This is a genomic window from Cytobacillus purgationiresistens (assembly GCF_030813235.1).
Lineage (GTDB): Bacteria > Bacillota > Bacilli > Bacillales > Cytobacillaceae > Cytobacillus > Cytobacillus purgationiresistens.
Window position 1 is genome coordinate 94696 of record NZ_JAUSUB010000007.1, and the last position, 21893, is coordinate 116588.

The following is a 21893-nucleotide window of genomic DNA, read 5'->3' on the forward strand; positions in this document are numbered from 1 at the left end:
TTTATGTGTCTTTTTGCCGAAATTTCAGAAGTAGTTCTATTTCTGTTTTGCCTTTATGTAGTTTTTTAGCGATATCATTATTAGTTAAACCTTGATTTTTCAAAAGAATCACTTGATTGATTAGCGTTTGTTGCTGATCCGCTGTTTCTTGGTTTTCCTTTGAGAAGTGTACTTCAGGCACAATCGGTTGTTTCTCTCCGGGCATATCGATTGAATCGTCCAGTTCATGTAACAAAATCTTATCATTGTCACCTGCCATGTTTTCGGCATGGCTCTTATATGCTTGTGATGCCCGATATGCTGTCGACCTGTCTAAATAGGCTGAAAAAGACTTTTCGTCCAGCTTATCGCCTTCGATTGGTGCCTTTTCAATTGGTGCTGATTCTGCTTGGCTCATACGTTTAATAAACGCTTCGTTTTCTTCTTTCATTTGTATCATATAAGCAGAAAGAACCTCTTCCATTAATTCAAGATTTCGTTCTTGTGTTTTTTCTGTTTCGCTTAAACGATTTTGTCTTGTATATAATATCACGATCGCAAATAATGCAACCAGATTTAAAAATATACTAAGTAAAAGTAGAAAAGTAGTCATCTCATCCCTCTATCCGCTATAGTCGATAACGTTCCCTTTGTATGGGTGATCACACTTCTGTTCATCCGTTTCCTTCTCGCTTCCGCCTGACTCGCAGTCGCTTCCTCTTTCCCTGTTCCGTTCATTATTGATCTTATTGCTTTGCTCATTTTTTATGATCGTGCTCTTTAATTTGTCAGCATCCCTTTGCCCCATTTGTGCAACGATATCACTCATATTTTGCCCACGCTGCTGCAACTGCTCTTGGAGCTTACCAGCATCCTGAATTCTGGGAAGTGCAACTTGAAGTTCAATCAACTTTAAACTCATATTAAATTCACCCCTATTATGATCTTAGAAGCGGTGTCTCAGTTGATTGGTTTTTATTCTTTTCTATTTCATTTATTGGTGCGATGATAAATTCGCTTTTTGAAAATGAAATGGTTATGTGATGATACTTTTGGCTAAAGAGCTTTGCGTATTTTCCATAATTAATCTTTGTATTTGGAAAAAGAGATTCATAGACAAATAATTGCCCCCCTGTATGGGCAAGATTATGTTTCGCAAGCTTTGCCTGCTCATCCATTAATTTGGATATTTTAGTAGAAAGGTGATTTTTAGTAGCCTTTTGTTTAATAAGCAGCTGCCTATGCTCCACAGACATTCTGCCGGCCAATCTTGCAGCTTTAAGAATTTTTTCTTCAATCTTCGTTAATTTAGTATGATTTTCTTTAAGCCTCATTAAATCAGAGGTTATTTCACATAACCTCAAATAAGATTGATTATTTTCTTCTAAACATATCTCTGTTTTTGCAAACAAATGGTTACCTATTTCTTTAACATGGATATTTCCTTTTGATGTGAGGGTGCCGCCTATGAGAATAGCTTGATGAGAGAGGATTGAACCTTTCGCTTCTAATCTACTATGTAAAATTGATTTATGTACATGGATGTCCTGCCCTGACCAAACAGCGGCTTGGTTAAGATAATTCACATGAATGCTGCCGTTCGCACGGATAAACCCTGTCTTCCCTCCTGATACTCCTCCTTTGATAAGGATATGACCATTCGCTTGGAGAGTCGCTTCTTCAACCATTCCAAAAATCTTAATATCACCATTAGCCTTGATGATGCAGCCGGATAAAACATTTCCTTTAATTATGACATTCCCGTCAAAATTAATCTCGCCTTGCTTATATTCAAGATCACCATCTACCTGAAAAATAGGATTCACTGATAGATTTTTCTCAGTTAAACTAATTTCGCCGTCAATCAGTGAATAGAAGTGGTGGTTATTTTGAATGACATTCCTGCCAGCACTCACCTTTGATAATTCTCCGTTATTCGCAGGAATGACATGACCAAGGACATCCATTCCGTTGAATCCTGGTGTTGGAGGAATCATAGTGGCTATTAAACTCCCCTGTTTTACACTGGCAGTATATCGATAATTTAAGTAATTCAGTCTTTCTCTTCTGCCACTTTCTTCATTATATTCCTCTTTTAAAAGATAGGCATCTTTACCGCTTTTCGGAGGAGTCCCTACTGCAATAAGAACGGGATATTCGACTAAAGTTGGATGTTGATTCATTCTTTCTATTACATCTTCTTTCACACCATGGATAATTCCCTTAGTCTTAAGCATGTGTAAAAGTTCATCAAAGGACCACTTGTGATCTGTAGAGCAAAGCTCAAGTTCAGCCTGCAAACGATCCTCGGAAATGGTTACTTTCCAATGCCCATCCATAACACTCCTCCTTTACAATTACCGATCATAGTGATTTTCACTAGATTACTTTTTCTAAGGCAATCTTTAGCTTACTAATTGCTTTAGAATGGATTTGGGAGATTCTTGAAGTAGAAAGGCTCATTACTTCCCCTATTTCAGTTAATGTCAATTCTTCTTTATAAAACAAGCTAATAACGAGCTGCTCCTTGTCATTCAACTGAGTAATCCGTTCTGATAATTCAGCCAAGGTTTCATTTTTCAATATTCTTTTCTCTGGAAGTATCGCTCTGTCATCATTTATAACATAAGAGTAATCTTCAAATTCGTTGTCTACGGGTTTTTCATCAATTGAGAGAACGTTGGCAACCAATTGTTCATTCATTAAATTATATACTTCACCCACGGTCATATTTGTTTCATGGGCTATTTCTTCAACTGTAGCATTCCTCATATAACGCTGTTCCAGCTTTTCAATTGCAGCCTCGACTTTTTTCGTTTTCTCTCTCGTACTTCTTGAAAGCCAATCTTCTTTTCTTAACCCATCAATTATAGCTCCCCTTACGCGAAAGGAGGCATAAGTATCAAACTTCAAATCCCGGCTAGGGTCATATTTTTCCAGTGCATCAAATAATCCAATCATACCAAGACTTGTAAGTTCATCTCGTGCGACATTTTTCGGAAGGCCAACTGAAATGCGCTGCACATGATAACTAACAAGAGGCATATATTTTTTTACTAGGAAATCTCCTGAGTTTGCATCGCGATTACATACCCAATTTTGCCAAGCTAGATCTTCTGTCACTTGTTGTACCATGTAGTATCTGGAAGCTATTATACTGAATCTATCATTATTCTGGATATAATATTTTATCCATCAAATTAGTAATAGCTGCCAGAGTTACACCCCCTTTAAAACAATTTCCTTTTATCAAATTATAACCCGTAATTAGTAAGATGAATGATATATTTGATCAGTCTAAATACCTATATAATAGTTTTATATATACTTTATACTTTTATTTACTGTTCTTATCATTAAACTACTATCATCCGGATTGAACTCAATCGTTCTTCCGTTGTTTCCGCCAATATCTTCAGCAATTAAATTAATTTCCAAAGAACGAAGCTCCTGTTTCACCGCCTCGATATTTCTGCTACCTATCCGGATTAAATCCCTGCCAGATTCAAATTGAAACATCTGTGCTCCACCGGCAATCTTGGCCTTAAGCTTAGATCTTCTAGCGCCATTCTTAGCTAATTGAACGAGCAGTTCTTGAATTCCGGTGTCTGCGAACTTTGCTGGATTCAGCATATTTGCCTTTGCTAGTGCAGAATCGGGAAGCATCACGTGAACAAGACCAGCCACTTTTTTTTCTTCATCATATAAAACAACTCCAACGCATGAACCTAATCCAGAAGTCCTGATTAATTGTGGTGCTTTTACAATATTTAAATCTGCTATACCAACTTTCACAATTTCTAACATGTTTCACATTTTCCCCTAACGTCCAAAGCTTGAAAAAGCTGTGAAAAGGATGATGAGTCTAATAAGAGAATAATATCTCCATTAAATATAGAACTTGTCTCATCGACTTCATGCAAAGAAGTATTGACCACAATCGCAACATCACTGGCTGTTGATAATTCAAGAAGTCCATGACTGATAATCGCCCCGGCCATATCAATGCTGATGGACGGGACAGTAGGATATAAAGATAAATTTGTTAAATCGGCTATGGCTGCCAGATACGAACCTGAAAGAATATTGCCTAATTCTTGCAACAGTGATTTGGACATTTCATGATGTAGTCCCTCAAATGGAAAGCCTTGCTGTTGAAGCATTTCCTTAGCAATTATTTGCGCTTGGTCTACAGATAAAAGGCAAAACATATTACCTGCAGCCTCTCCATCCACTCGTAAAAAAAGACCAACGATCTTGTTTTCTGCTCCACCTGCCAAGTCAAACATTTCTTCAAAAGTGACAAACTCGACATTCGGAACCTTCATTTCAATTTTTCTATTCAATAAAGTTGATAAAGCGGTCGCAGCATGTCCTGAACCAATATTCCCGACTTCCTTTAATAAATCCATCTGTTTGTCTGAAAATTGCTGCAAAACGAAGGGCGGGTTATTAGTCACCACTTTAACTCTCCTCTGATGCAGCTAAAACCTTCTCAAGATCGATTAGGATAAGTAATCGGCTGTTTATTTTCGCTACTGCTTTAATGTAGTCCGCTACTTCTGTCCCAATGACCTCTGGAGAAGGTTCTAATGCATCTCCAGCAATATCGATCACATCATTGGCAGAATCAACGATGAGTCCCACTTGTATTTCATTGATTGCAGCAATAATCACTCGAGTATTTTCAGTATAAACGGCTTCATCAATTTCAAATCTAGATCTTAGGTCTATGATAGGTACAACGATTCCGCGTAAATTAATTACACCTTTTACGTACTTCGATGTGCCCGGCACCCTCGTAATATGGTCTACTTTTTCTATTGAGAGCACTTCATTTACTGCAATCGCATATTCCTTGTCCTTAAGCTGAAATACAATTAATTTTATATGGTCAGTTATCGTTTCTACCATTTCTTCACTCCCCTAAATTGATATGTACGAAGCAATCACCGAGGTACATGGTCAGTACATTTCAACTAATTATTCCTCTATTAAAGAATAGTTTCTCCACCATGCCCTATTAAACTATTTAATCAATGCATTACAATCCAGAATTAGCGCTACTTGACCATCTCCTAGAATGGTAGCACCAGAAATTGCAAACACATTTGCTAAATAATCACCTAATGACTTTAAAACAATTTCCTGTTGCCCAATAAAGGAATTAACAACAATTCCTGCCATTTTCTCACCCTTACGGACAATGACTACAGATAATACATTATCATCTTCAGGATAGCTAGTTTCTATTTCGAATATATCTTTTAAGTACAATAACGGGACGACCTTTCCGCGGAAATCTATTACTTGCTGGTTATGCGTATGCATAACGTCCGCTTTCTTAACAATCGCCGTCTCTATAATGGATGACAACGGGATAGCATATTTCTCTGATTGTATTTCAACCAGCATCGCAGAAATAATAGACAATGTTAAAGGTAGTTGGATGGAGAAAATAGAACCTTTTCCTTCTTGCGAATCAATTGACACAGACCCTCCAAGAGACTCAATTGTACTTTTTACTACATCGAGACCTACGCCACGCCCAGATACATCCGAAATTCTATCTGCCGTTGAAAAGCCAGATGAAAAGATTAATTGGTATATTTCCTGCTCAGATAGATTAATCATCTCATGTTCGTTGATAATTCCTTTTTTCATGGCCTTTCTTAAGACATTATCCTTGTTAATACCTGATCCATCATCTTCTATCTCAATAAATACGTGATTTCCGCTATGAAACGCTTTTAATACCACTGTCCCCGCTTCTGGCTTCCCATTCAGGCGTCTCTCTTCCGGTGTTTCAATGCCATGGTCAAGTGCATTCCTAAGTAAATGGACAAGTGGATCACCGATTTCATCAATGACTGTACGATCCAGTTCGGTTTCCGCGCCAATAATCTCTAAATCCACCTTTTTATTTAAATCACGTGCCAGCTGACGAACCATCCTCGGAAATCGATTAAAGACAGTCTCCACTGGGACCATTCTCATATTTAAAATGATATTCTGAAGATCGCTGGAGATTCTCGACATATGCTCAACGGTTTCCTGTAGCTCTTGATTATCCATGTCTTGGGAAATTTGCGCTAAACGACCGCGATCTATGACCAATTCTTCAAATAGATTCATCAGGATGTCCAATCGTTCAATATTGACACGAATCGTTTTATTATTTTGCGGCTTTACCGGCTTTGCATCATTGTCCTTTTCTGATATAGCTGGCCCTGACAGAGTTTTTAATTCATCAGGTAATTGCGGCTCATCCCACTCACTGTCAGAAGAGCTGCTGCTTCCCTGATTTTGAACCGTAGATATCATGACCGATTCTACTTCCGATACTTTTAATACCTGACCTTTAATCATGTCAATATTTTCATTTGTGATCATGGTTACAGCAAAGCTTTGGTCGAAGTCCTCTTCTTCCAGCTGCACTGTAGAAGGCATTGCTTTGACGATTTCGCCGTTTTTCTCCAACACTTCAAATATCATGAACACCCGAGCCGCTTTCAGCAAACAATCTTCTCTAAGTGTTATAGTCATCTCATACGCTTCATATCCTAGTTCCTTAGATTGCATAATGATTGTCATTTCGTAATCATCATATAATACGTTCGGCTGACTGGCTCCGCTTGATGGCTTTAATTCTTCTAAGGTTGCAGCAGTTTGGTCAACTTGAACAGGACTTTCACCGTCTTCAATCATTTTAAGCTTGGTAACTACATTCGAAACATCACGCTTTCCGTCTCCGCCATTCGCGATAGACTCAACCATTGCTTCAAGATCATCGACAGATTGAAAGACAACATCTAAAACATTTGTATCCACAATTATCTTTTGGTTCCTGATGGCGTCGAGCACATTTTCCATCTGATGGGTTAAACTAGCTAGATCCTCATATCCCATCGTTGCAGACATTCCTTTTAATGTATGTGCAGACCGAAAAATATCGTTGACAATTTTTAAATCAGTGGGATTTTTCTCTAAATCTAGTAATAGTTGATTACAAGCTTGTAAATGCTCTTTACTTTCTTCAATGAACACTTCTAAATATTGACTCATTTCCATATAGTCCGCACTCCCCAGCTTTATACGTATTTCATTATCGTTTCAGCTATTTCGTTAATAGATTTGACTTCATCAATATGATTAGTAGCAACGGCTGCTTTAGGCATCCCATAGACAATAGCTGTGTCTTTCGATTCCGCAATTGCTATGACAGTTCCTCTTTTTTTCATTAACGTCAGCCCTTCTGCTCCATCTGACCCCATTCCAGTCATGATGACTGCTATCTTTGGATAGCTAACTATTTCACTAACAGAATCAAACAAAATATCCACTGATGGCCGATGACCATTTCTCGGTGGCATTTGTGAAAGGTTGGCTTTAAGAGTCTGCAGTGACTGTTTAACTGTTAAATGGTAACCCCCTGGTGCAATGTAAGCAGTTCCCTTATGCAAAACCTCACCATTCTCAGCTTCTTTGACAGAAATATTTGATAACTGATCCAAGCGATTAGCGAGGGATTTTGTAAACCCAGGCGGCATGTGCTGCACAATTAATATAACCGCATTAATGGTTTTCGGTAATTCCGAGAGGACTTTTGTCAGTGCCCTCGGGCCCCCAGTTGATGTTCCAATACATATAAGCGAAGGACTATGGTTCGTCCTAAATTGAACAGCCTCATCTGATTGATTATTTATACCCAGTTCTATTTTACTATATCCTAACTGTGCTTTTATAGCCTTTTTATCAGAATTTGGAGAGTTTAGTAATTCATTTATGTTTGCACCACTTGCAAATTTCACTTTTTCGATTAATTCTTCCTTAATTTTTTCTAAATCTAGTGAAATAGGGCCTGATGGTTTGGCAATAAAGTCAAATGCACCATTCTTCATAGCGAATATCGTATTATCCGCACCATCTTTGGTCGTGCTGGATAACATAATTACTGGCAATGGCTGCACATGCATAATTTGCTTCAAGGCTTTAAGGCCATCCATAATTGGCATTTCAATATCCAATGTAACCACATCCGGCTTTAACGCCATTACTTTAGCTACCCCGTCTGCTCCATTTCTCGCAGTACCAATCACTTCGATTCCGGTATCTTCTGATAAAAAGTCTGAAATGAGCTTTCTCATAAAAGCAGAATCATCGATTATCAGCACTTTTATTCTCTTCAAAAAAACACTACCCTTCAAACAGCAGCCGCTTTAACTTTGAGAGAAATATATGCATATTTCCCTCAGAAGCTTGATTCCTATTATCTTCACAATACTTGTCAACCATTTTCTTCATGTTAGTAGCTGCCAGAGATTTATGATTATATAGTATAAAAGGAATCTGCCTTCTTACCGCTTGCTGCACGCTTCTATCTTCCCGCATTCCGCCAAAATAGTTAACTTCTCTATTTAAAAACTGGTTCATTACAAGTGCTATTCTCCGATGAGTCTCTAGCCCCTCTTTATCATTATGAATCCGATTCACGAGTATATGGAAAGGGATTTGAGTATCCATTAGATGAATATACTTCATGGCCGCATATGCATCCGTAATTGAAGTAGGTTCAGGAGTAGTTACGATCAATATTTCTTCAACTGAGAGAATGATTTTTGCAAAATCAATTGTGATCCCGGCACCCATATCAAAAAGTATAAAGTCATAGTTTGTCAAAAGATGATCAAGTTGAAAAAAAAACGGGGAAAGCCGAGTTTGATCTAGTGTAAATAGCTGGTTTAAACCCGTCCCGCCAGCGATATATTGAAGGCCGTTTGGTCCATTCATAATCACTTCATCTAGTTCAGCTCTTCCATCAAAAACGTCAGCAATCGAATACTCTGATGAATTCCCCATTAAAATATCCAGGTTTCCCATTCCTATATCCATATCGAACAATAACACTTTATACCCCTTATTACATAGTGAAAGCGCTAGGCTTAAAGATATATTCGATTTCCCCACTCCGCCTTTTCCACTCATTATGGCTAAGGTTTTAGCATGAGGTGATTTGTGCTTTGTATTCTTTAATTTGGAGCGCAAATTTTCAGCTTGATCAAACATTTATTTGCCCTCCATCACTACATTCAACAGTTCCTCAGCGCTGCCTACAATCAGGTCATCTGGAACATCCTGACCGTTTGTGATATAAGCAATTCCTTTTTTATTTGAAAGGACGAGATTATATAACGAGCCCGTACTTGATGTTTCATCTATTTTAGTAAAAATGAAGCGATCGATATCCATAGCAGAAAACTGATTGCAAATATCCTTCATATCTGTTTGCTTTGCCGTTAAAGCCAAAACCAAAAATGTTTCTAATTCATCCGACATTCCTAACATCTCATTTAGCTCAATCACATATTGCTCGTTTCTAAAGTTACGTCCAGCCGTATCGATAAACACTGCATCATAATGAGAGAAAGCAGCGATTGCTTGTTTAAAATCTTCAGATGAATAGCAGACCTCGAGTGGTACATCCAGAATTTTCGCATAGGTTTTCAACTGATCTATTGCAGCAATTCTATATGTATCAGTTGTAATAAATGCGACCCTTTTCTGATGCTTAATTACACTTTCTGCCGCCATTTTCGCTAATGTGGTTGTTTTACCCACACCTGTCGGACCAACGACATTTACATATTTTTTCGAAAAAGATACCCCTCCAAAAGGAATATCTTTTATTTGATCTTTCAACAAAGCTCTCAGCCATTGAAATACTTCCTCATTAGTGGCATCTGACCCGCTCATATACCATTTTTCCAATAATGAAACTTTCATTATTTGGATGTATTCATCATCGAATTCCTGTCTAATCAATAACTCTAGAGCATGATGAATAGGCGCAGGGGTTTCAGCAGACGGAGTTTGCCCGTTTGGGTTAAGGCCTGAAACTAGTTTTTTTAAATTGGTTATTTCCTCCAACAGCAACGTGGCATCATTTGATGTTGAAGCATGCAATGTTTGAGTGGCAGTAATATGATTGTCTGTGGTTAACTGCCTATTTATTTGCTGCTGCATTTTCTTCTCTGCTGAGTGGACAGGATCAATTGCAGCTAACACTTCTAAACTTTCCTTCTGAAATAGGCCAAGAAAGCCGCCTGTTTTTATATTTCTTGTATTTAATATAACTGCATCATTTCCAAGCTCTGCCCTGATCTGCTTCATTGCTTCTGGCATGGATGATGCTATAAATTTCTTAACTTTCACTATACATTCACCACCCCGACACTCTGTACTTCAGCATTGGCCTCAAGTTCGTTATAAGAAAGTATTGGGACTTGAGGGAAATATCTTTCTGTCAGCTGCCTTACATACATACGTACTGCTGGTGAGCATAACACGATTGGTGTTTGCTCCATCATTGATAATTGCTCCACTTGAGACGCAATGGACTCTAATATCGTTTGTGAATTCGTAGGATCTATTGATAAAAATCGGCCATGCTCCGTCTGTTGTATGCCATCTGCTATTAGCTTCTCAACTTTACCAGAAAGTGTAACAACTTTTAGCGCTTCACCCTCATCATAAAATTGGTTCGTTATTTGCCTTGCCAACGCTTGTCTCACATATTCCGTTAATAAATCCGTATCAGTCGTGGTTTTACCATAATCTGCTAACGTTTCAAAAATGATTGGCAAGTTTCTGATTGAAACATTTTCCTTTAAAAGCTTCCCAAGTACCTTTTGAACTTCACCCACTGATAATGGATTAGGAGTCACTTCTTCGACAAGAATAGGATAACTTTGCTGCAGGTGGTCAACCAATTGCTTTGTTTCCTGTCTGCCAATTAATTCATAGGCATTATTTTTTATCACTTCTGTTAAATGTGTAGATACAACTGATGGTGGATCGACTACTGTATAACCAAACATCTCAGCCTGCTCTTTCATGGCTTCAGTAATCCATTTTGCAGGTAAGCCAAATGAAGGCTCAATCGTATCTATTCCCTCAATCGAATGATCTTCTATCCCAGGGCTCATTGCTAAATAATGGTCTAACAAAAGCTCTCCTTTTGCCAAGACACTTCCTTTTATCTTTAAACGATATTCATTTGGCTGTAATTGAATATTATCCCTAATGCGAACAACAGGAATAACGAGACCTAACTCAATCGCTAACTGCCTGCGAATCATTACAATTCGGTCGAGCAAATCACCGCCTTGATTCGCATCTGCCAGCGGAATTAATCCGTACCCAAATTCAAATTCAATTTGATCTACATTCAACAAGTTCACGACACTTTCAGGACTTTTCATCTCATCAGTCTGAACTTCTTCTTCCAACTCCTGCAGCTGTTCCTTATCAGGTTCAGGTGTCCGAGAAATCATATAGCCTCCGAAAATCAATAACCCGCCGACTGGCATTGTTAGTAAAATTCCGATTGGCGAAAGAATCCCCAGCAAGATAAGCGTAATACCCGTAATATAGAGCATTTTTGGATAGGCAAAAAGCTGCTTGGTAATGTCTGAACCGATGTTTCCATCTGAAGCTGCTCTGGTCACAACTATTCCTGTTGCAGTAGATATTAATAATGCGGGGATTTGGCTGACTAACCCATCACCAATTGTCAACATAGAAAACTTCATTGCTGCTTCACCAATAGGTAAGCCTAATTGCGTCATCCCAATAATAATCCCAACAATTAAATTGATTAAGGTAATAATGATTGAGGCAATGGCATCACCTTTTACAAATTTACTGGCTCCATCCATCGCACCATAAAAATCCGCTTCGCGACTCACCTTTTCACGGCGATCACGCGCATCATGTTCCGAGATCATACCAGCATTCAAATCGGCATCAATACTCATTTGCTTCCCAGGCATTGCATCAAGGGTAAATCTTGCAGCTACCTCTGAAACACGCTCAGTTCCTTTAGTAATAACAATAAACTGAATAATGACCAAGATTAAAAACACAACTAAACCAACTATGACATTTCCACCTGTTACAAATGAGCCAAAAGCTTCAACCACTTTACCTGCATCGCCTTCAGATAAAATCGCACGCATAGTAGATACATTTAGCCCAATTCTAAATAATGTCAACAATAGGACTAGCGAAGGAAAGATTGAAAACTCAAGCGCCTCTTTCATATTCATAGCGGTTAAAAGGACCAAGAGTGCCAATGCCATATTGATGATTATGAGAATACTCAAAAGCCATGGCGGAAAAGGGATAACGAGCATTGCAACAATTAATATTACGCTCAGCAAAACGGACAAGTCTTTAACTGCCATACATTTCTCTCCTAACAATAATTAAAGCATTAAAGAAAGCTATTTATCTATTAACTAACCTATCTCCCTTAATACGGCAGACAGGTATCAAATTTTATTTTTAATCCGATAAACATAAGCAAGGATTTCAGCGACTGCTTTAAAAAACTCCTCTGGTATTGCGTCTCCAATTTCAGCCTGATCATATAAGGACCTGGCAAGCGGACGGTTTTCGACCATGATGATATCATTCTCTTTAGCTATGAGCTTAATCTTCTGAGCAATCGTGTCCACCCCTTTACCAATGACGATAGGGGCATCTGATTTAGATTCATCATATTTTAAGGCGATAGCAAAATGTGTAGGATTGGTGATGATTACATCTGCTTTTGGAACCTCCTGCATCATTCTGCGCATGGCCATCTCACGCTGCCGCTGTTTAATTTTTGATTTTATTAATGGGTCTCCTTCAGAGTTCTTATGCTCATCTTTTATATCCTGCTTTGACATACGGATGTTTTTTTCATAATCAAATTTCTGATATAAATAATCTAATATAGATAGGAAAAGCAAGGCAATTGCAGCGAACAGTCCCATTTGCACAGTCAAATTTGCAATGGTTATAAGAGCAGTACCGACTGATTTCTGAGATAAGATCAGTATTTCATCAATCCTGCTCCATAGTACTGCAAAAGCGACCATCCCAACGAAACTAATTTTTAGGATGGATTTAACCATTTCAACGATCGCTCTAATTGAAAAAATCCTTTTAAATCCTTTAATTGGGTCCAGCTTCTCGAGCTTAGGTTCAATCGGTTTAGCTGTGAATAAAACGCCTACTTGTACATAATTGGCAATCACACCAGCTACCATCGCAACCAGCATAATCGGACCTAATAACATTACCAGCTCTTTAAGCACATCGAGAAAGAGGATATGAGCTTGTGCCTCTGTTAACTCCATGCTTAAATATTCTTGAAACGAATGCTTCATTATGTAAAGCGTATTCTCTAGCAAGTAATCCCCTGCGAAAAACAAAAAGATAAAAACAGCTAATAGAAGAATAGCTGTATTCACATCCTGGCTCTTAGCTACCTGTCCTTTTTTACGTGTGTCCTGCTTTTTCTTTGGTGTAGCTTTTTCAGATTTCTCACCTGCAAAAAGCTGTAAATCTAGTGAAAGTAGTAATTTCATGTTATGAACCTCCGATAAGATTCATTAAGCCACGCATCGTTTCCAGCATCGTTTCAAACAGTTGGGAAACTACGAGCATTAATACACTCATCACAATGACCAGTACGATAAAGCTGACACCGATTTTCACAGGCAAGCCCACGACAAAGACGTTAAGTTGCGGAACCGTTCTTGCGACAATTCCTAATGCGACATCTACGAGAAACAATGAACCGACAACTGGAATCGCCATCTGAAAAGCAATGATAAACATTGCATTAAAGGCTTTAATCACATATTCTGCCATGCTCTCATTTCCAAAGGAAATCCATGGCTGATCAAGCGGGATAAATTGATAACTATAGAAGATACCATCTAATAACAAATGGTGTCCATTTACTGATAATAAAAAAAGCAGAGCAATCATATATAAATATTGCCCTGTTAAAGGACTCTGTGCTCCTGTTTGCGGATCAATGACATTTGCAATGGCAAATCCCATTTGAAAATCTATGAATCCTCCAGCTATTTGGATAGCTGAAAGCATTAAGTAAGCAATAAATCCAACAAATATCCCTACTAAGGCTTCCTTAATAATTAATAGGAAATAGAACCCGTCAATTTCCATAACAGGTGCATCAATTGTAAAAATCATTATCCAAGCCAAGAAAAAGCCTAAACCAATCTTAGCAACAGTTGGAATCGAGCGATACGAAAAGAGTGGCATCAGCAGGAAAAAGGATGTAACCCTTACAAATACCAGCAGTAAGTTGGGAAAGTATTGAAGTATGTCTATCATACAATCATCCTATAAACCTAGTTAAATTGGATAATATATCATTTGTATATGAAACTGCATAATTCAGCATCCACGGTCCAAACACGACAAGGCCGACCAACACGGCCACAATTTTAGGAATAAAAGCTAGTGTTTGCTCCTGAATTTGGGTGGTTGCTTGAAAGATACTGACTACGAGCCCTACCACAAGCGCTAGCACTAGTAATGGGCCGCAAATCATTAGAACAGCGATTATGCCTTGTTCGGCAATTGAAATTACTGCTTCTGGTGTCATTTTTTTCATTCACCTGCTTAAAAACTTTGTAAGAGAGATTTTACAACTAAATACCATCCATCCACTAAAACAAATAGCAGAATTTTAAATGGCAATGAAATCATCACCGGCGGTAACATCATCATTCCCATTGACATCAGGACACTGGCAACAACCATATCAATAACTAGAAAGGGAATAAATATCATAAAACCTATCTGGAAGGCCGTCTTTATTTCACTAATTGCAAAGGCTGGTACAAGTGCAGTTAACGGAATTTCCGCAATTGATTCAGGCTTTTCTGCTTGTGAATATTCTAGAAACAAAGCGAGGTCTTTTTCTCGTGTATGAGCACTCATAAATTCCTTAAACGGAAGTGCTGCTTTCTCATACGCTTCTTCAAGATCAATTTCTTCGTTAAATAGTGGTGTCAGAGCTTGTTGATTTACTTCCTGAAATGTTGGTGCCATGATAAAAAAGGTAAGAAATAATGATAAGCCAATAATCACTTGATTAGGCGGCATTTGTTGCGTAGCAAGTGCGGTTCTAACAAATGAAAGCACAATGACTATTCTTGTAAAGCATGTCATTAATATGAGTATACTAGGCGCCAATGATAGCACAGTTAAGAGAAGCATTAATTTAACTGACGTTGATATATTTTCAGGCGAGCTAGTATTAAAAATTTCCATTACTTCATTCATTGCTTGTCTGGACCTTTCTTCTCTATATCATCGAGCACTTTTTTTCTTTCTTTGGTTATCTTTTCAAGCCGATCAGTCAAAACCTGCTGAAATGGATTTTTCACTTCTTTTTCAGGCTGCTGCTTACTTTTAACCTTTGTGACAAGTTTAGAAACGATATCGCTTGGTTGTAAAAGTTGATCGAGCTGGTCGTTGTATTCTTGGAAAATTTGCTGTCTTTCCTGCTCATCTTCAATCTCTTTAAGCAGTTGAATATTTTCACCTACACCTACAACTAATAAACGATCACCCACTTTAATCATTTGCACAGATCGGTTTTGCCCGAGTGAAGCCCCGCCCATATTTTCTACTAACTGTGAGCTTTTATATACTTTACTTTTCTTATTGATAAACTTAAGAACAAAATACAAAAGGGCAACGACAAAAATCGTCGCAATGATCATTTTCATAAAATCCCATGCAGTAACACCAATCTGACTATTTTCCACGACTGGCTCAGGTGTTTGCTTTTGTTCTTCTCCTGAACCTTCCTTTTCATCCTTTACTACCTTCGCTTCTTTCCCCTCAGGCTCAATCCAATTTTTCACATTATCTAATTGCTCTGCATGAACAGGCGTTTGTATTCCTATGAGAGAAAGAGCGAGAAAAAGCAGACAGACGATTTTTCTCATTGATTGCTTCATGTTTTGCACATCTCGCTCCTAAAATGGATTCTTTAGCTTAACGTTTTTGATATCGCTTCGATTACTCTATCCGCCTGAAATGGTTTAACAATAAAATCTTTAGCTCCAGCCTGGATCGCATCAATTACCATAGCTTGCTGACCCATTGCAGAGCACATAATCACTTTCGCATTGCTATTAATCTTCTTTATTTCCTTCAATGCCGTAATACCATCCATCTCAGGCATTGTAATATCCATTGTCACTAAATCAGGTGATGTTTCTTTATACTTCTCTACAGCCTGTGCACCGTCCGCTGCCTCACCAACCACTTCAAAGCCATTTTTAATCAAAATATCTTTAATCATCATTCTCATAAACGCTGCGTCATCTACAATCAATATTTTTTGGGACATAATGTTTTTCCTCCAAAGTTATCTAAGTTTTTTTATGCGGTCAGTTGGGCTAATAATAGATGTAACACGCACACCAAAATTTTCATCAATTACAACAACTTCCCCTTGTGCAATGAGGTGGCTGTTTATTAAGATATCAACTGGCTCACCTGCTAATTTATCAAGCTCGATAATTGAGCCAGCAGACAACTCTAATATCTCTTTAACAGAACGTTTTGTTCTTCCAAGTTCAACAGTTAATTGCAACGGAATATCAAGCAGCATATCAAGATTCTTTGTTTCTGGTGCCTTTACTTGCATAGGTTCAAACTCCGAAAACATCGCAGGCTGTATCGTTGGCTGCTCTTGTCCGTATGAAGCAGAACCGATAATTTGCGGTTCATGTTGGTTTAACTGCGCTGGATTTGGCAAACCAACATTGTTATTCGAACTTTCGTTATGTGGATACCCAAGCTTATCTTCAGTTATCGTCGGAAATTCATTGTCTAATAGGTGATCTAGTTTTTCACTGCTCTGATTGAATGGTTGATTTCCTACAGGTGATTCCATTTGATTGTCTTCAACAGCTGGATTAAGCAATTCACTTACAAGCTCCTTTGCAAATTTCAATGGCAAAAGCTGCATAATATTTGAATCAATTAAACTACCAATCGTAATTCTAAAAGATATCTTTACAAGACTGTCCTCATTTGGAATCGTCTCTTTGCCCTCACCTGACGGGATATTGATCAGATCAATGGTTGGAGGTGAAATATCTACTCTTTTCCCAAAAATCGTTGACATCGAAGTGGCTGCAGACCCCATCATTTGATTCATAGCTTCTTGCACTGCACTTAAATGAATTTCATCCATCTCTGCTGCAGGGTTTGTACCGTCTCCACCTAACATCAAGTCTGCAATTATAACAGCATCAGACTGATTAATCACTAATATATTGGTACCCCGAAACCCTTCTGTATAATTAACCTTAATCGCCACATAGGGGTGGGGAAACTCTTCTGCAAGCTCACTGTATTGTATAATTGAAACAGAAGGAGTTGTTATTTCAACCTTCTGATTTAATAATGTAGATAAAGCAGTAGTGGAACTTCCAAATGAAATATTACCAATTTCTCCTAAAGCGTCTTCTTCCATTGGAGATAAGAAACCATGAGTATCCAATTCATTTGTATCAAAGGAAATATCATCATCACTATCATCTGACCCCTTTAATAACGCATCAATTTCATCTTGTGAAAGCATGTCATTACTCATTTTCGCCATCTCCTCCTTTCACAAAGTCCATAATTTGAACAGCTACTTTTTTATTTACTTTCCCTGGCTGTCCAATAAATTTAGGGATGTCGCCTACCTTAATTACTAATGGGTCATTAATCATTTGATTAAGCTCGATCACGTCACCAATATCAAGATTCAGAAAATCCTGAATCGAAATATCAGTATCACCCAATTCACTCACAATCGGAATTTCTGCAATTTGAATATTGCTCTTTAATAAATGAATTTCTCCCGGCTCCCGGTTTTTGTTATCCGCTTGCATCCAATAGCGCACAGATAGCTTCGGAATGATTGGCTCTAATACAACATGAGGGATACAAATATTAATCATCCCGCTCGCTTCCCCTATCGTTGTGCTCAAAGAAATGACCACAACCGTTTCATTCGGGGAAACCATTTGTAAGAACTGTGGATTCACTTCAAAATCAGAATAAACCGGATCTATATCAATTACATTGCTCCAGGCTTCTTTAATATGTTCAAATGCCTTTTCAAATGCATTTGACATAATTTTAGTTTCTATTTCTGTTAAGTTCTCTACTTTATTAATACTCGAACCTTTTCCGCCCATCATTCGATCCATCATTGCATAGGCAATATTGGGATTGACCTCCATCAATATTCTTCCTTCAAGAGGCGGGACCTCAAATACATTTAATATCGTCATTTTAGGAACCGATCGGATAAATTCCTCATATGGAATTTGGTCTGTTGATGTAACGGAAATTTGCACATAAGTTCTGAGTTGCGCTGAGAAAAAGGTGGTAAGGAGCCTGGAAAAATTCTCATGAATCCTCGTTAAGCTGCGAATTTGATCTTTCGAAAACCGCAATGCCCGTTTAAAGTCATAGACTTTAACCTTTTTTTCATTTTCTTCCTTTTTGAGCTCATCTGCATCCATCTCACCTGTAGAAAGAGCTGAAAGCAACGCATCAATTTCATTTTGAGATAATACTTCCCCTGGCAAAAAAATTCACCTCCATGTAGATTCAATCATCGTTTTATTTAAGCATCACAGTCTGCCATGTTACATAATCATATCGCATACCTGAAACCTAAGGTTCTATTGGAGGATTGACTCGGTAATATATACTTGTTCAATTTTCCCTGTATGCATGAGGGAGTTGATTTTCACTTTCAACTCGTCCTGTAGGTTTACTTGCCCTTCCTTACCTTGGATTTCCTCCGCATTCATTTCAGATAACTCTTGGATAATAAGATTCTTCACTTGAAAATCTCTTTTTTCTAATTCGACTTTCGCTTGCTTACTATCCGTTTGGATTGTAAAGGAAATCCGAATAAAATCATTGCTTGCAAGGTTGGTAGTAATTTGCGGTATATTGACGGATGATTCTAAGATTTCATCAATTGTCGGTTCAGCATTGGCCTTTTGGGTATAACCAATTTCAGTAAAGTACATGACTGCAACCACAACAAGCAGAAGAGAAAAAGTGATCACGGCTCCCATTATCCATTTACTCTTCTTCATATTCATCCCTCCTTAATTGCAATCCAATCAAGCCCACTGATTGATAAAACGAATTGACCATGTTCAAAACTGAAGCTTCGTCTTCCTTCACCACATATTTACGGCCATTCGTAAGAGTGATGGTCGTGTCTGGGAAGGATTCAATGTTTTCTATGTATATAGCATTCAAGAAAAATGGTTTACCATTCAAACGCGATACTTTTATCACAATAAATATCAGGGCTAAAAGCTTGAGCCTTCAGCCCTTCCCTCCTCTAATTAACGTTTTAAGTTGACTAATTCTTGTAAAATTTCATCTGAAGTTGTGATTATCCTCGTATTTGCCTGGAATCCACGTTGTGCTGTGATCATCTCTGTAAATTCTTCTGATAAATCAACATTGGACATTTCCAACGACCCCGCTGCAAGGGTTCCTCTTCCATCTCCTGCTACCCCAATATTTGCTGTGCCTGAGTTGACAGATGCTTGGAATAAATTATTTCCTGCTTTTGTTAAACCCGAGCTATTGCTGAATTTAGCGATCGCAATTGTCCCTAAAACATCAATAAGACCATTGGAATACACGCCATTAATCTCACCCGAAGGTCCAATATTAAAACTTTCTAGTTTTCCATCGGTATAGCCGTCAGGAAATACATTTGCATTGGTTGAACCTTTTACTTGTGTTAGTTTGGAGAAATCGAGATCAACAACAAGGTGGCTTTCATTTACCGGAGTAGTAGAATCATCGATTTTTCCAGAAGGAATATCCACTCGAATGTTGTTTTGTACGGCATTCGCATTAATGATATTTCCGTTTGCATCAAAATTAAGTGTGAATCCTGGTTTGGGTTGTACTGGCGCTGTTACAGTGAACTGCCAAGTATCTCCGTCTGTTGGAGGTAATGGATCTACATTTGATAAGTCAATTTCTAATCCATTAACAGAAAACTTATTATCTTTTACATCATCAGCTGGAATATTTGTCGTTACACCGTTAGCAGTCACCTGATATTGATTATTTGTAAAAGTGACTTTCCAATCTCCATTCTCTGTTCCCATATATCCTGTTGGATTTGTCACTGAAATATTCCCAGCTGAGCCATTTGCATTATCTATACTGTTCGTAACAGCCCCCACCGATGAAGGCTTAGGCTCCTCATTAATAAACACGCCCCACTGATCATTCGCCATCTTCTTGAAATAGACAGTTGAAGCATGTGCATTCCCATTCTCATCAACTGTTTTAATTTGCTGGCTAAACACCGTGCCGATATTTGCATCAGCCGCTAAATTGCCTTCAAAAGCAATTTCCTTTGTTGTTACTGCTGGAAGAGAGGCATTGACATTAACAATTACGTCGCCTAAAACCCCGTTATTATTATAAGCTTGCACCTTTAGTCCATCACTGTTTACTAGGCTTCCGTTATCATCCAAATAAAAGTTCCCAGCCCTACTGTAAAACTGAGAATTCCCTTGGTTTACAATAAAATAACCATCGCCTTCGATACCTAAATCCAGCGCTCTTCCAGTTGTTTGAAGACTGGAGCCCGAGTGAATGACATCGATTGTCGCTAACGTAGAACCGAGACCCACTTGTGTGGCATTTCGCCCGCCACGTATATCGGTCGGTGATGCTGCACCAGCAACCATCTGATTCATTGTATCCTTAAAGGTTACCCTGCTCTTCTTAAAACCTGCTGTATTTACATTTGCAATATTGTTCCCGATTACATCTAACTTGGTTTGAAAATTCTTCATCCCGCTAATTCCAGAATACATTGAACGTAGCATAATGCTCATTTCCCCTTTCGATTTTTGGCAGCTTCTGTCATTCGGCTTGCCATAGCTTCCTTTTATTAGGTCCAGCTATTATTGATCGATAATGATTGTCCCATTTATATTGGTGAATATTTGTGTTGCCGCCTCAGCTCTATTCATGGCTGTAATAACTGTCTGATTCTTTGCACTGACAACCAATGCCGCGTCCGATAAAAGCACGAGCGAGTCATTTACACCCAAGTTCTTTGCTTGTTTTACTTTATTGGTGATTTGTTCCCACCGTTCGCTATCTATTTCTATACCTCTTTTTTCCATCCGGTCCTTCGCATGCTTGCTTATCGTTAAGCTTGTTTCAGGCTGCAACGCAGACTGAAAGTGTTGCGCAAACTTGCTGCCTGATAGCGCAACCTTTTCTCCAGTGAATTTAGGAGACAGCTTTGTATGAACGATAGGACGTGAGTGTAACGATTGAATGGTCAAATCATTCATGAAATCAACCCTTATTTTGTTTCTATTTTGATGATTTGGGATGAAGATACCTTTGTTCCTTCCTCATTATCCAGTTGAAATAATGCCTTTCCATCCTTAAAGGAAACGGATTGAATGATGGCAGAGTGTTCCGCTTTTTCTTCATCCATATAAGTCACTTTCTTTCCAATCATCATGCTTGCCTGAATCATATAATTTTCACTTGAACCTGATTCTTTCACCTGTGATATATTTCCAGGTTCTAGTTTAGTACCGTCGTCTAGAATAAATAAAACACTTTGATCCTTAAACTGAATTGATGCAATGGTGCCTGTACCCTCTTCTATTTCGAAATTCCCATCACTTGATTCCTTTAGTTTATGCCAGACGATTTCTTTCCCAACAAATTGATTATATGAGATTAATTGATTCTGCTCCTGTAAGCTAATCATTTTATTCATACTCGAACCAATATTTGTCATTTGCTCCAAAGTGGAAAACTGAGCCATTTGCGATATAAACTCTTTGTCATCCATGGGGCTTGTAGGGTCTTGATTTTGGAGCTGAACCATTAGTAATTTAAGAAAGTCGTCCTTGCCTAACACATCTGACCCGGTCTTACGCTGTTCATTTTGATAGTTTTTTAACATCAATGATGGATCTATCATGTTTGCCATATTATCCTCA

Annotated in this window: 25 protein-coding genes and 1 pseudogene; all 26 read right to left on the reverse strand. The window is 38.3% G+C overall.

Going from position 1 to position 21893, the window contains the following annotated elements; all coding sequences use genetic code 11:
- Position 1: 1 nt before the first annotated feature.
- Positions 2-592 (reverse strand): hypothetical protein, encoded by a 591-nt coding sequence (locus tag J2S17_RS10110; RefSeq protein ID WP_307474414.1) that lies wholly within the window; start codon positions 590-592, stop codon positions 2-4.
- 9 nt (positions 593-601) lie between these two features.
- Positions 602-901, reverse strand: a complete 300-nt coding sequence (locus J2S17_RS10115) for a hypothetical protein (RefSeq protein ID WP_307474416.1) — start codon at positions 899-901, stop codon at positions 602-604.
- A gap of 16 nt (positions 902-917) precedes the next feature.
- On the reverse strand, positions 918-2318 hold the full coding sequence (locus J2S17_RS10120) for a flagellar assembly protein A (protein WP_307474417.1): 1401 nt from the start codon (positions 2316-2318) through the stop codon (positions 918-920).
- A 40-nt stretch (positions 2319-2358) separates the two neighbouring features.
- Positions 2359-3114 carry a FliA/WhiG family RNA polymerase sigma factor gene (locus J2S17_RS10125; RefSeq protein WP_307474419.1) on the reverse strand — a complete coding sequence of 252 codons (756 nt, stop codon included), beginning with the start codon at positions 3112-3114 and terminating at the stop codon, positions 2359-2361.
- Positions 3115-3297: 183 nt separating this feature from the next.
- Positions 3298-3786 carry a chemotaxis protein CheD gene (locus J2S17_RS10130; RefSeq protein ID WP_307474421.1) on the reverse strand — a complete coding sequence of 163 codons (489 nt, stop codon included), beginning with the start codon at positions 3784-3786 and terminating at the stop codon, positions 3298-3300.
- Positions 3780-4439, reverse strand: a complete 660-nt coding sequence (locus J2S17_RS10135; protein WP_307474423.1) for a chemotaxis protein CheC — start codon at positions 4437-4439, stop codon at positions 3780-3782. Before J2S17_RS10135 ends, J2S17_RS10130 begins: the two co-directional genes overlap by 7 nt.
- A gap of 4 nt (positions 4440-4443) precedes the next feature.
- On the reverse strand, positions 4444-4893 hold the full coding sequence (locus tag J2S17_RS10140; protein WP_307474426.1) for a chemotaxis protein CheW: 450 nt from the start codon (positions 4891-4893) through the stop codon (positions 4444-4446).
- A gap of 114 nt (positions 4894-5007) precedes the next feature.
- Entirely contained in the window at positions 5008-7050 is a 2043-nt protein-coding gene (locus J2S17_RS10145; RefSeq protein WP_307474427.1) for a chemotaxis protein CheA, read from the reverse strand.
- Between the two features lie 20 nt (positions 7051-7070).
- Positions 7071-8168, reverse strand: coding sequence for a protein-glutamate methylesterase/protein-glutamine glutaminase (locus tag J2S17_RS10150; protein WP_307474429.1), 1098 nt, complete (start codon positions 8166-8168; stop codon positions 7071-7073).
- 7 nt (positions 8169-8175) lie between these two features.
- On the reverse strand, positions 8176-9045 hold the full coding sequence (locus J2S17_RS10155; RefSeq protein ID WP_307474431.1) for a MinD/ParA family protein: 870 nt from the start codon (positions 9043-9045) through the stop codon (positions 8176-8178).
- Positions 9046-10191 carry a flagellar biosynthesis GTPase FlhF gene (flhF, locus tag J2S17_RS10160; RefSeq protein WP_307474432.1) on the reverse strand — a complete coding sequence of 382 codons (1146 nt, stop codon included), beginning with the start codon at positions 10189-10191 and terminating at the stop codon, positions 9046-9048. It abuts the gene before it with no gap.
- The gene (gene flhA, locus J2S17_RS10165; protein ID WP_307474434.1) at positions 10191-12224 is read right to left on the reverse strand and encodes a flagellar biosynthesis protein FlhA; all 2034 of its coding nucleotides are present in this window, start codon (positions 12222-12224) and stop codon (positions 10191-10193) included. The genes flhF and flhA overlap by 1 nt, the downstream gene beginning before the upstream one ends.
- Before the next feature lie 87 nt (positions 12225-12311).
- Positions 12312-13397 (reverse strand): flagellar biosynthesis protein FlhB, encoded by a 1086-nt coding sequence (gene flhB, locus J2S17_RS10170; RefSeq protein ID WP_307474436.1) that lies wholly within the window; start codon positions 13395-13397, stop codon positions 12312-12314.
- A 1-nt stretch (position 13398) separates the two neighbouring features.
- Positions 13399-14175 (reverse strand): flagellar biosynthetic protein FliR, encoded by a 777-nt coding sequence (gene fliR, locus J2S17_RS10175; RefSeq protein ID WP_307474438.1) that lies wholly within the window; start codon positions 14173-14175, stop codon positions 13399-13401.
- 4 nt (positions 14176-14179) lie between these two features.
- On the reverse strand, positions 14180-14449 hold the full coding sequence (gene fliQ, locus J2S17_RS10180; RefSeq protein ID WP_307474440.1) for a flagellar biosynthesis protein FliQ: 270 nt from the start codon (positions 14447-14449) through the stop codon (positions 14180-14182).
- Positions 14450-14466: 17 nt separating this feature from the next.
- On the reverse strand, positions 14467-15132 hold the full coding sequence (gene fliP, locus J2S17_RS10185) for a flagellar type III secretion system pore protein FliP (protein ID WP_307474442.1): 666 nt from the start codon (positions 15130-15132) through the stop codon (positions 14467-14469).
- Positions 15129-15815 (reverse strand): flagellar biosynthetic protein FliO, encoded by a 687-nt coding sequence (locus J2S17_RS10190; RefSeq protein ID WP_307474444.1) that lies wholly within the window; start codon positions 15813-15815, stop codon positions 15129-15131. Before J2S17_RS10190 ends, fliP begins: the two co-directional genes overlap by 4 nt.
- Positions 15816-15847: 32 nt before the next feature.
- A complete protein-coding gene (cheY, locus tag J2S17_RS10195; protein ID WP_307474446.1) occupies positions 15848-16210 on the reverse strand; it encodes a chemotaxis protein CheY in 363 nt (120 codons plus the stop codon).
- A gap of 18 nt (positions 16211-16228) precedes the next feature.
- On the reverse strand, positions 16229-17464 hold the full coding sequence (gene fliY / locus J2S17_RS10200) for a flagellar motor switch phosphatase FliY (RefSeq protein ID WP_307474448.1): 1236 nt from the start codon (positions 17462-17464) through the stop codon (positions 16229-16231).
- A complete protein-coding gene (fliM, locus tag J2S17_RS10205) occupies positions 17457-18455 on the reverse strand; it encodes a flagellar motor switch protein FliM (RefSeq protein WP_307474450.1) in 999 nt (332 codons plus the stop codon). The genes fliY and fliM overlap by 8 nt, the downstream gene beginning before the upstream one ends.
- 96 nt (positions 18456-18551) lie before the next feature.
- Entirely contained in the window at positions 18552-18977 is a 426-nt protein-coding gene (gene fliL, locus J2S17_RS10210) for a flagellar basal body-associated protein FliL (protein ID WP_307474452.1), read from the reverse strand.
- Positions 18964-19185: a flagellar FlbD family protein gene (locus tag J2S17_RS10215; RefSeq protein WP_307474454.1), complete on the reverse strand. Its 222-nt coding sequence runs from the start codon at positions 19183-19185 to the stop codon at positions 18964-18966. Before J2S17_RS10215 ends, fliL begins: the two co-directional genes overlap by 14 nt.
- Positions 19186-19235: 50 nt before the next feature.
- Positions 19236-20687, reverse strand: coding sequence for a flagellar hook protein FlgE (locus J2S17_RS10220; RefSeq protein ID WP_370874993.1), 1452 nt, complete (start codon positions 20685-20687; stop codon positions 19236-19238).
- Positions 20688-20759: pseudogene (locus J2S17_RS28845) on the reverse strand (hypothetical protein); the annotation flags it as partial.
- 69 nt (positions 20760-20828) lie between these two features.
- Positions 20829-21227 carry a TIGR02530 family flagellar biosynthesis protein gene (locus tag J2S17_RS10225; protein WP_307474458.1) on the reverse strand — a complete coding sequence of 133 codons (399 nt, stop codon included), beginning with the start codon at positions 21225-21227 and terminating at the stop codon, positions 20829-20831.
- Positions 21228-21238: 11 nt separating this feature from the next.
- Entirely contained in the window at positions 21239-21883 is a 645-nt protein-coding gene (gene flgD, locus J2S17_RS10230) for a flagellar hook assembly protein FlgD (RefSeq protein WP_307474460.1), read from the reverse strand.
- Between the last annotated feature and the right edge of the window lie 10 nt (positions 21884-21893).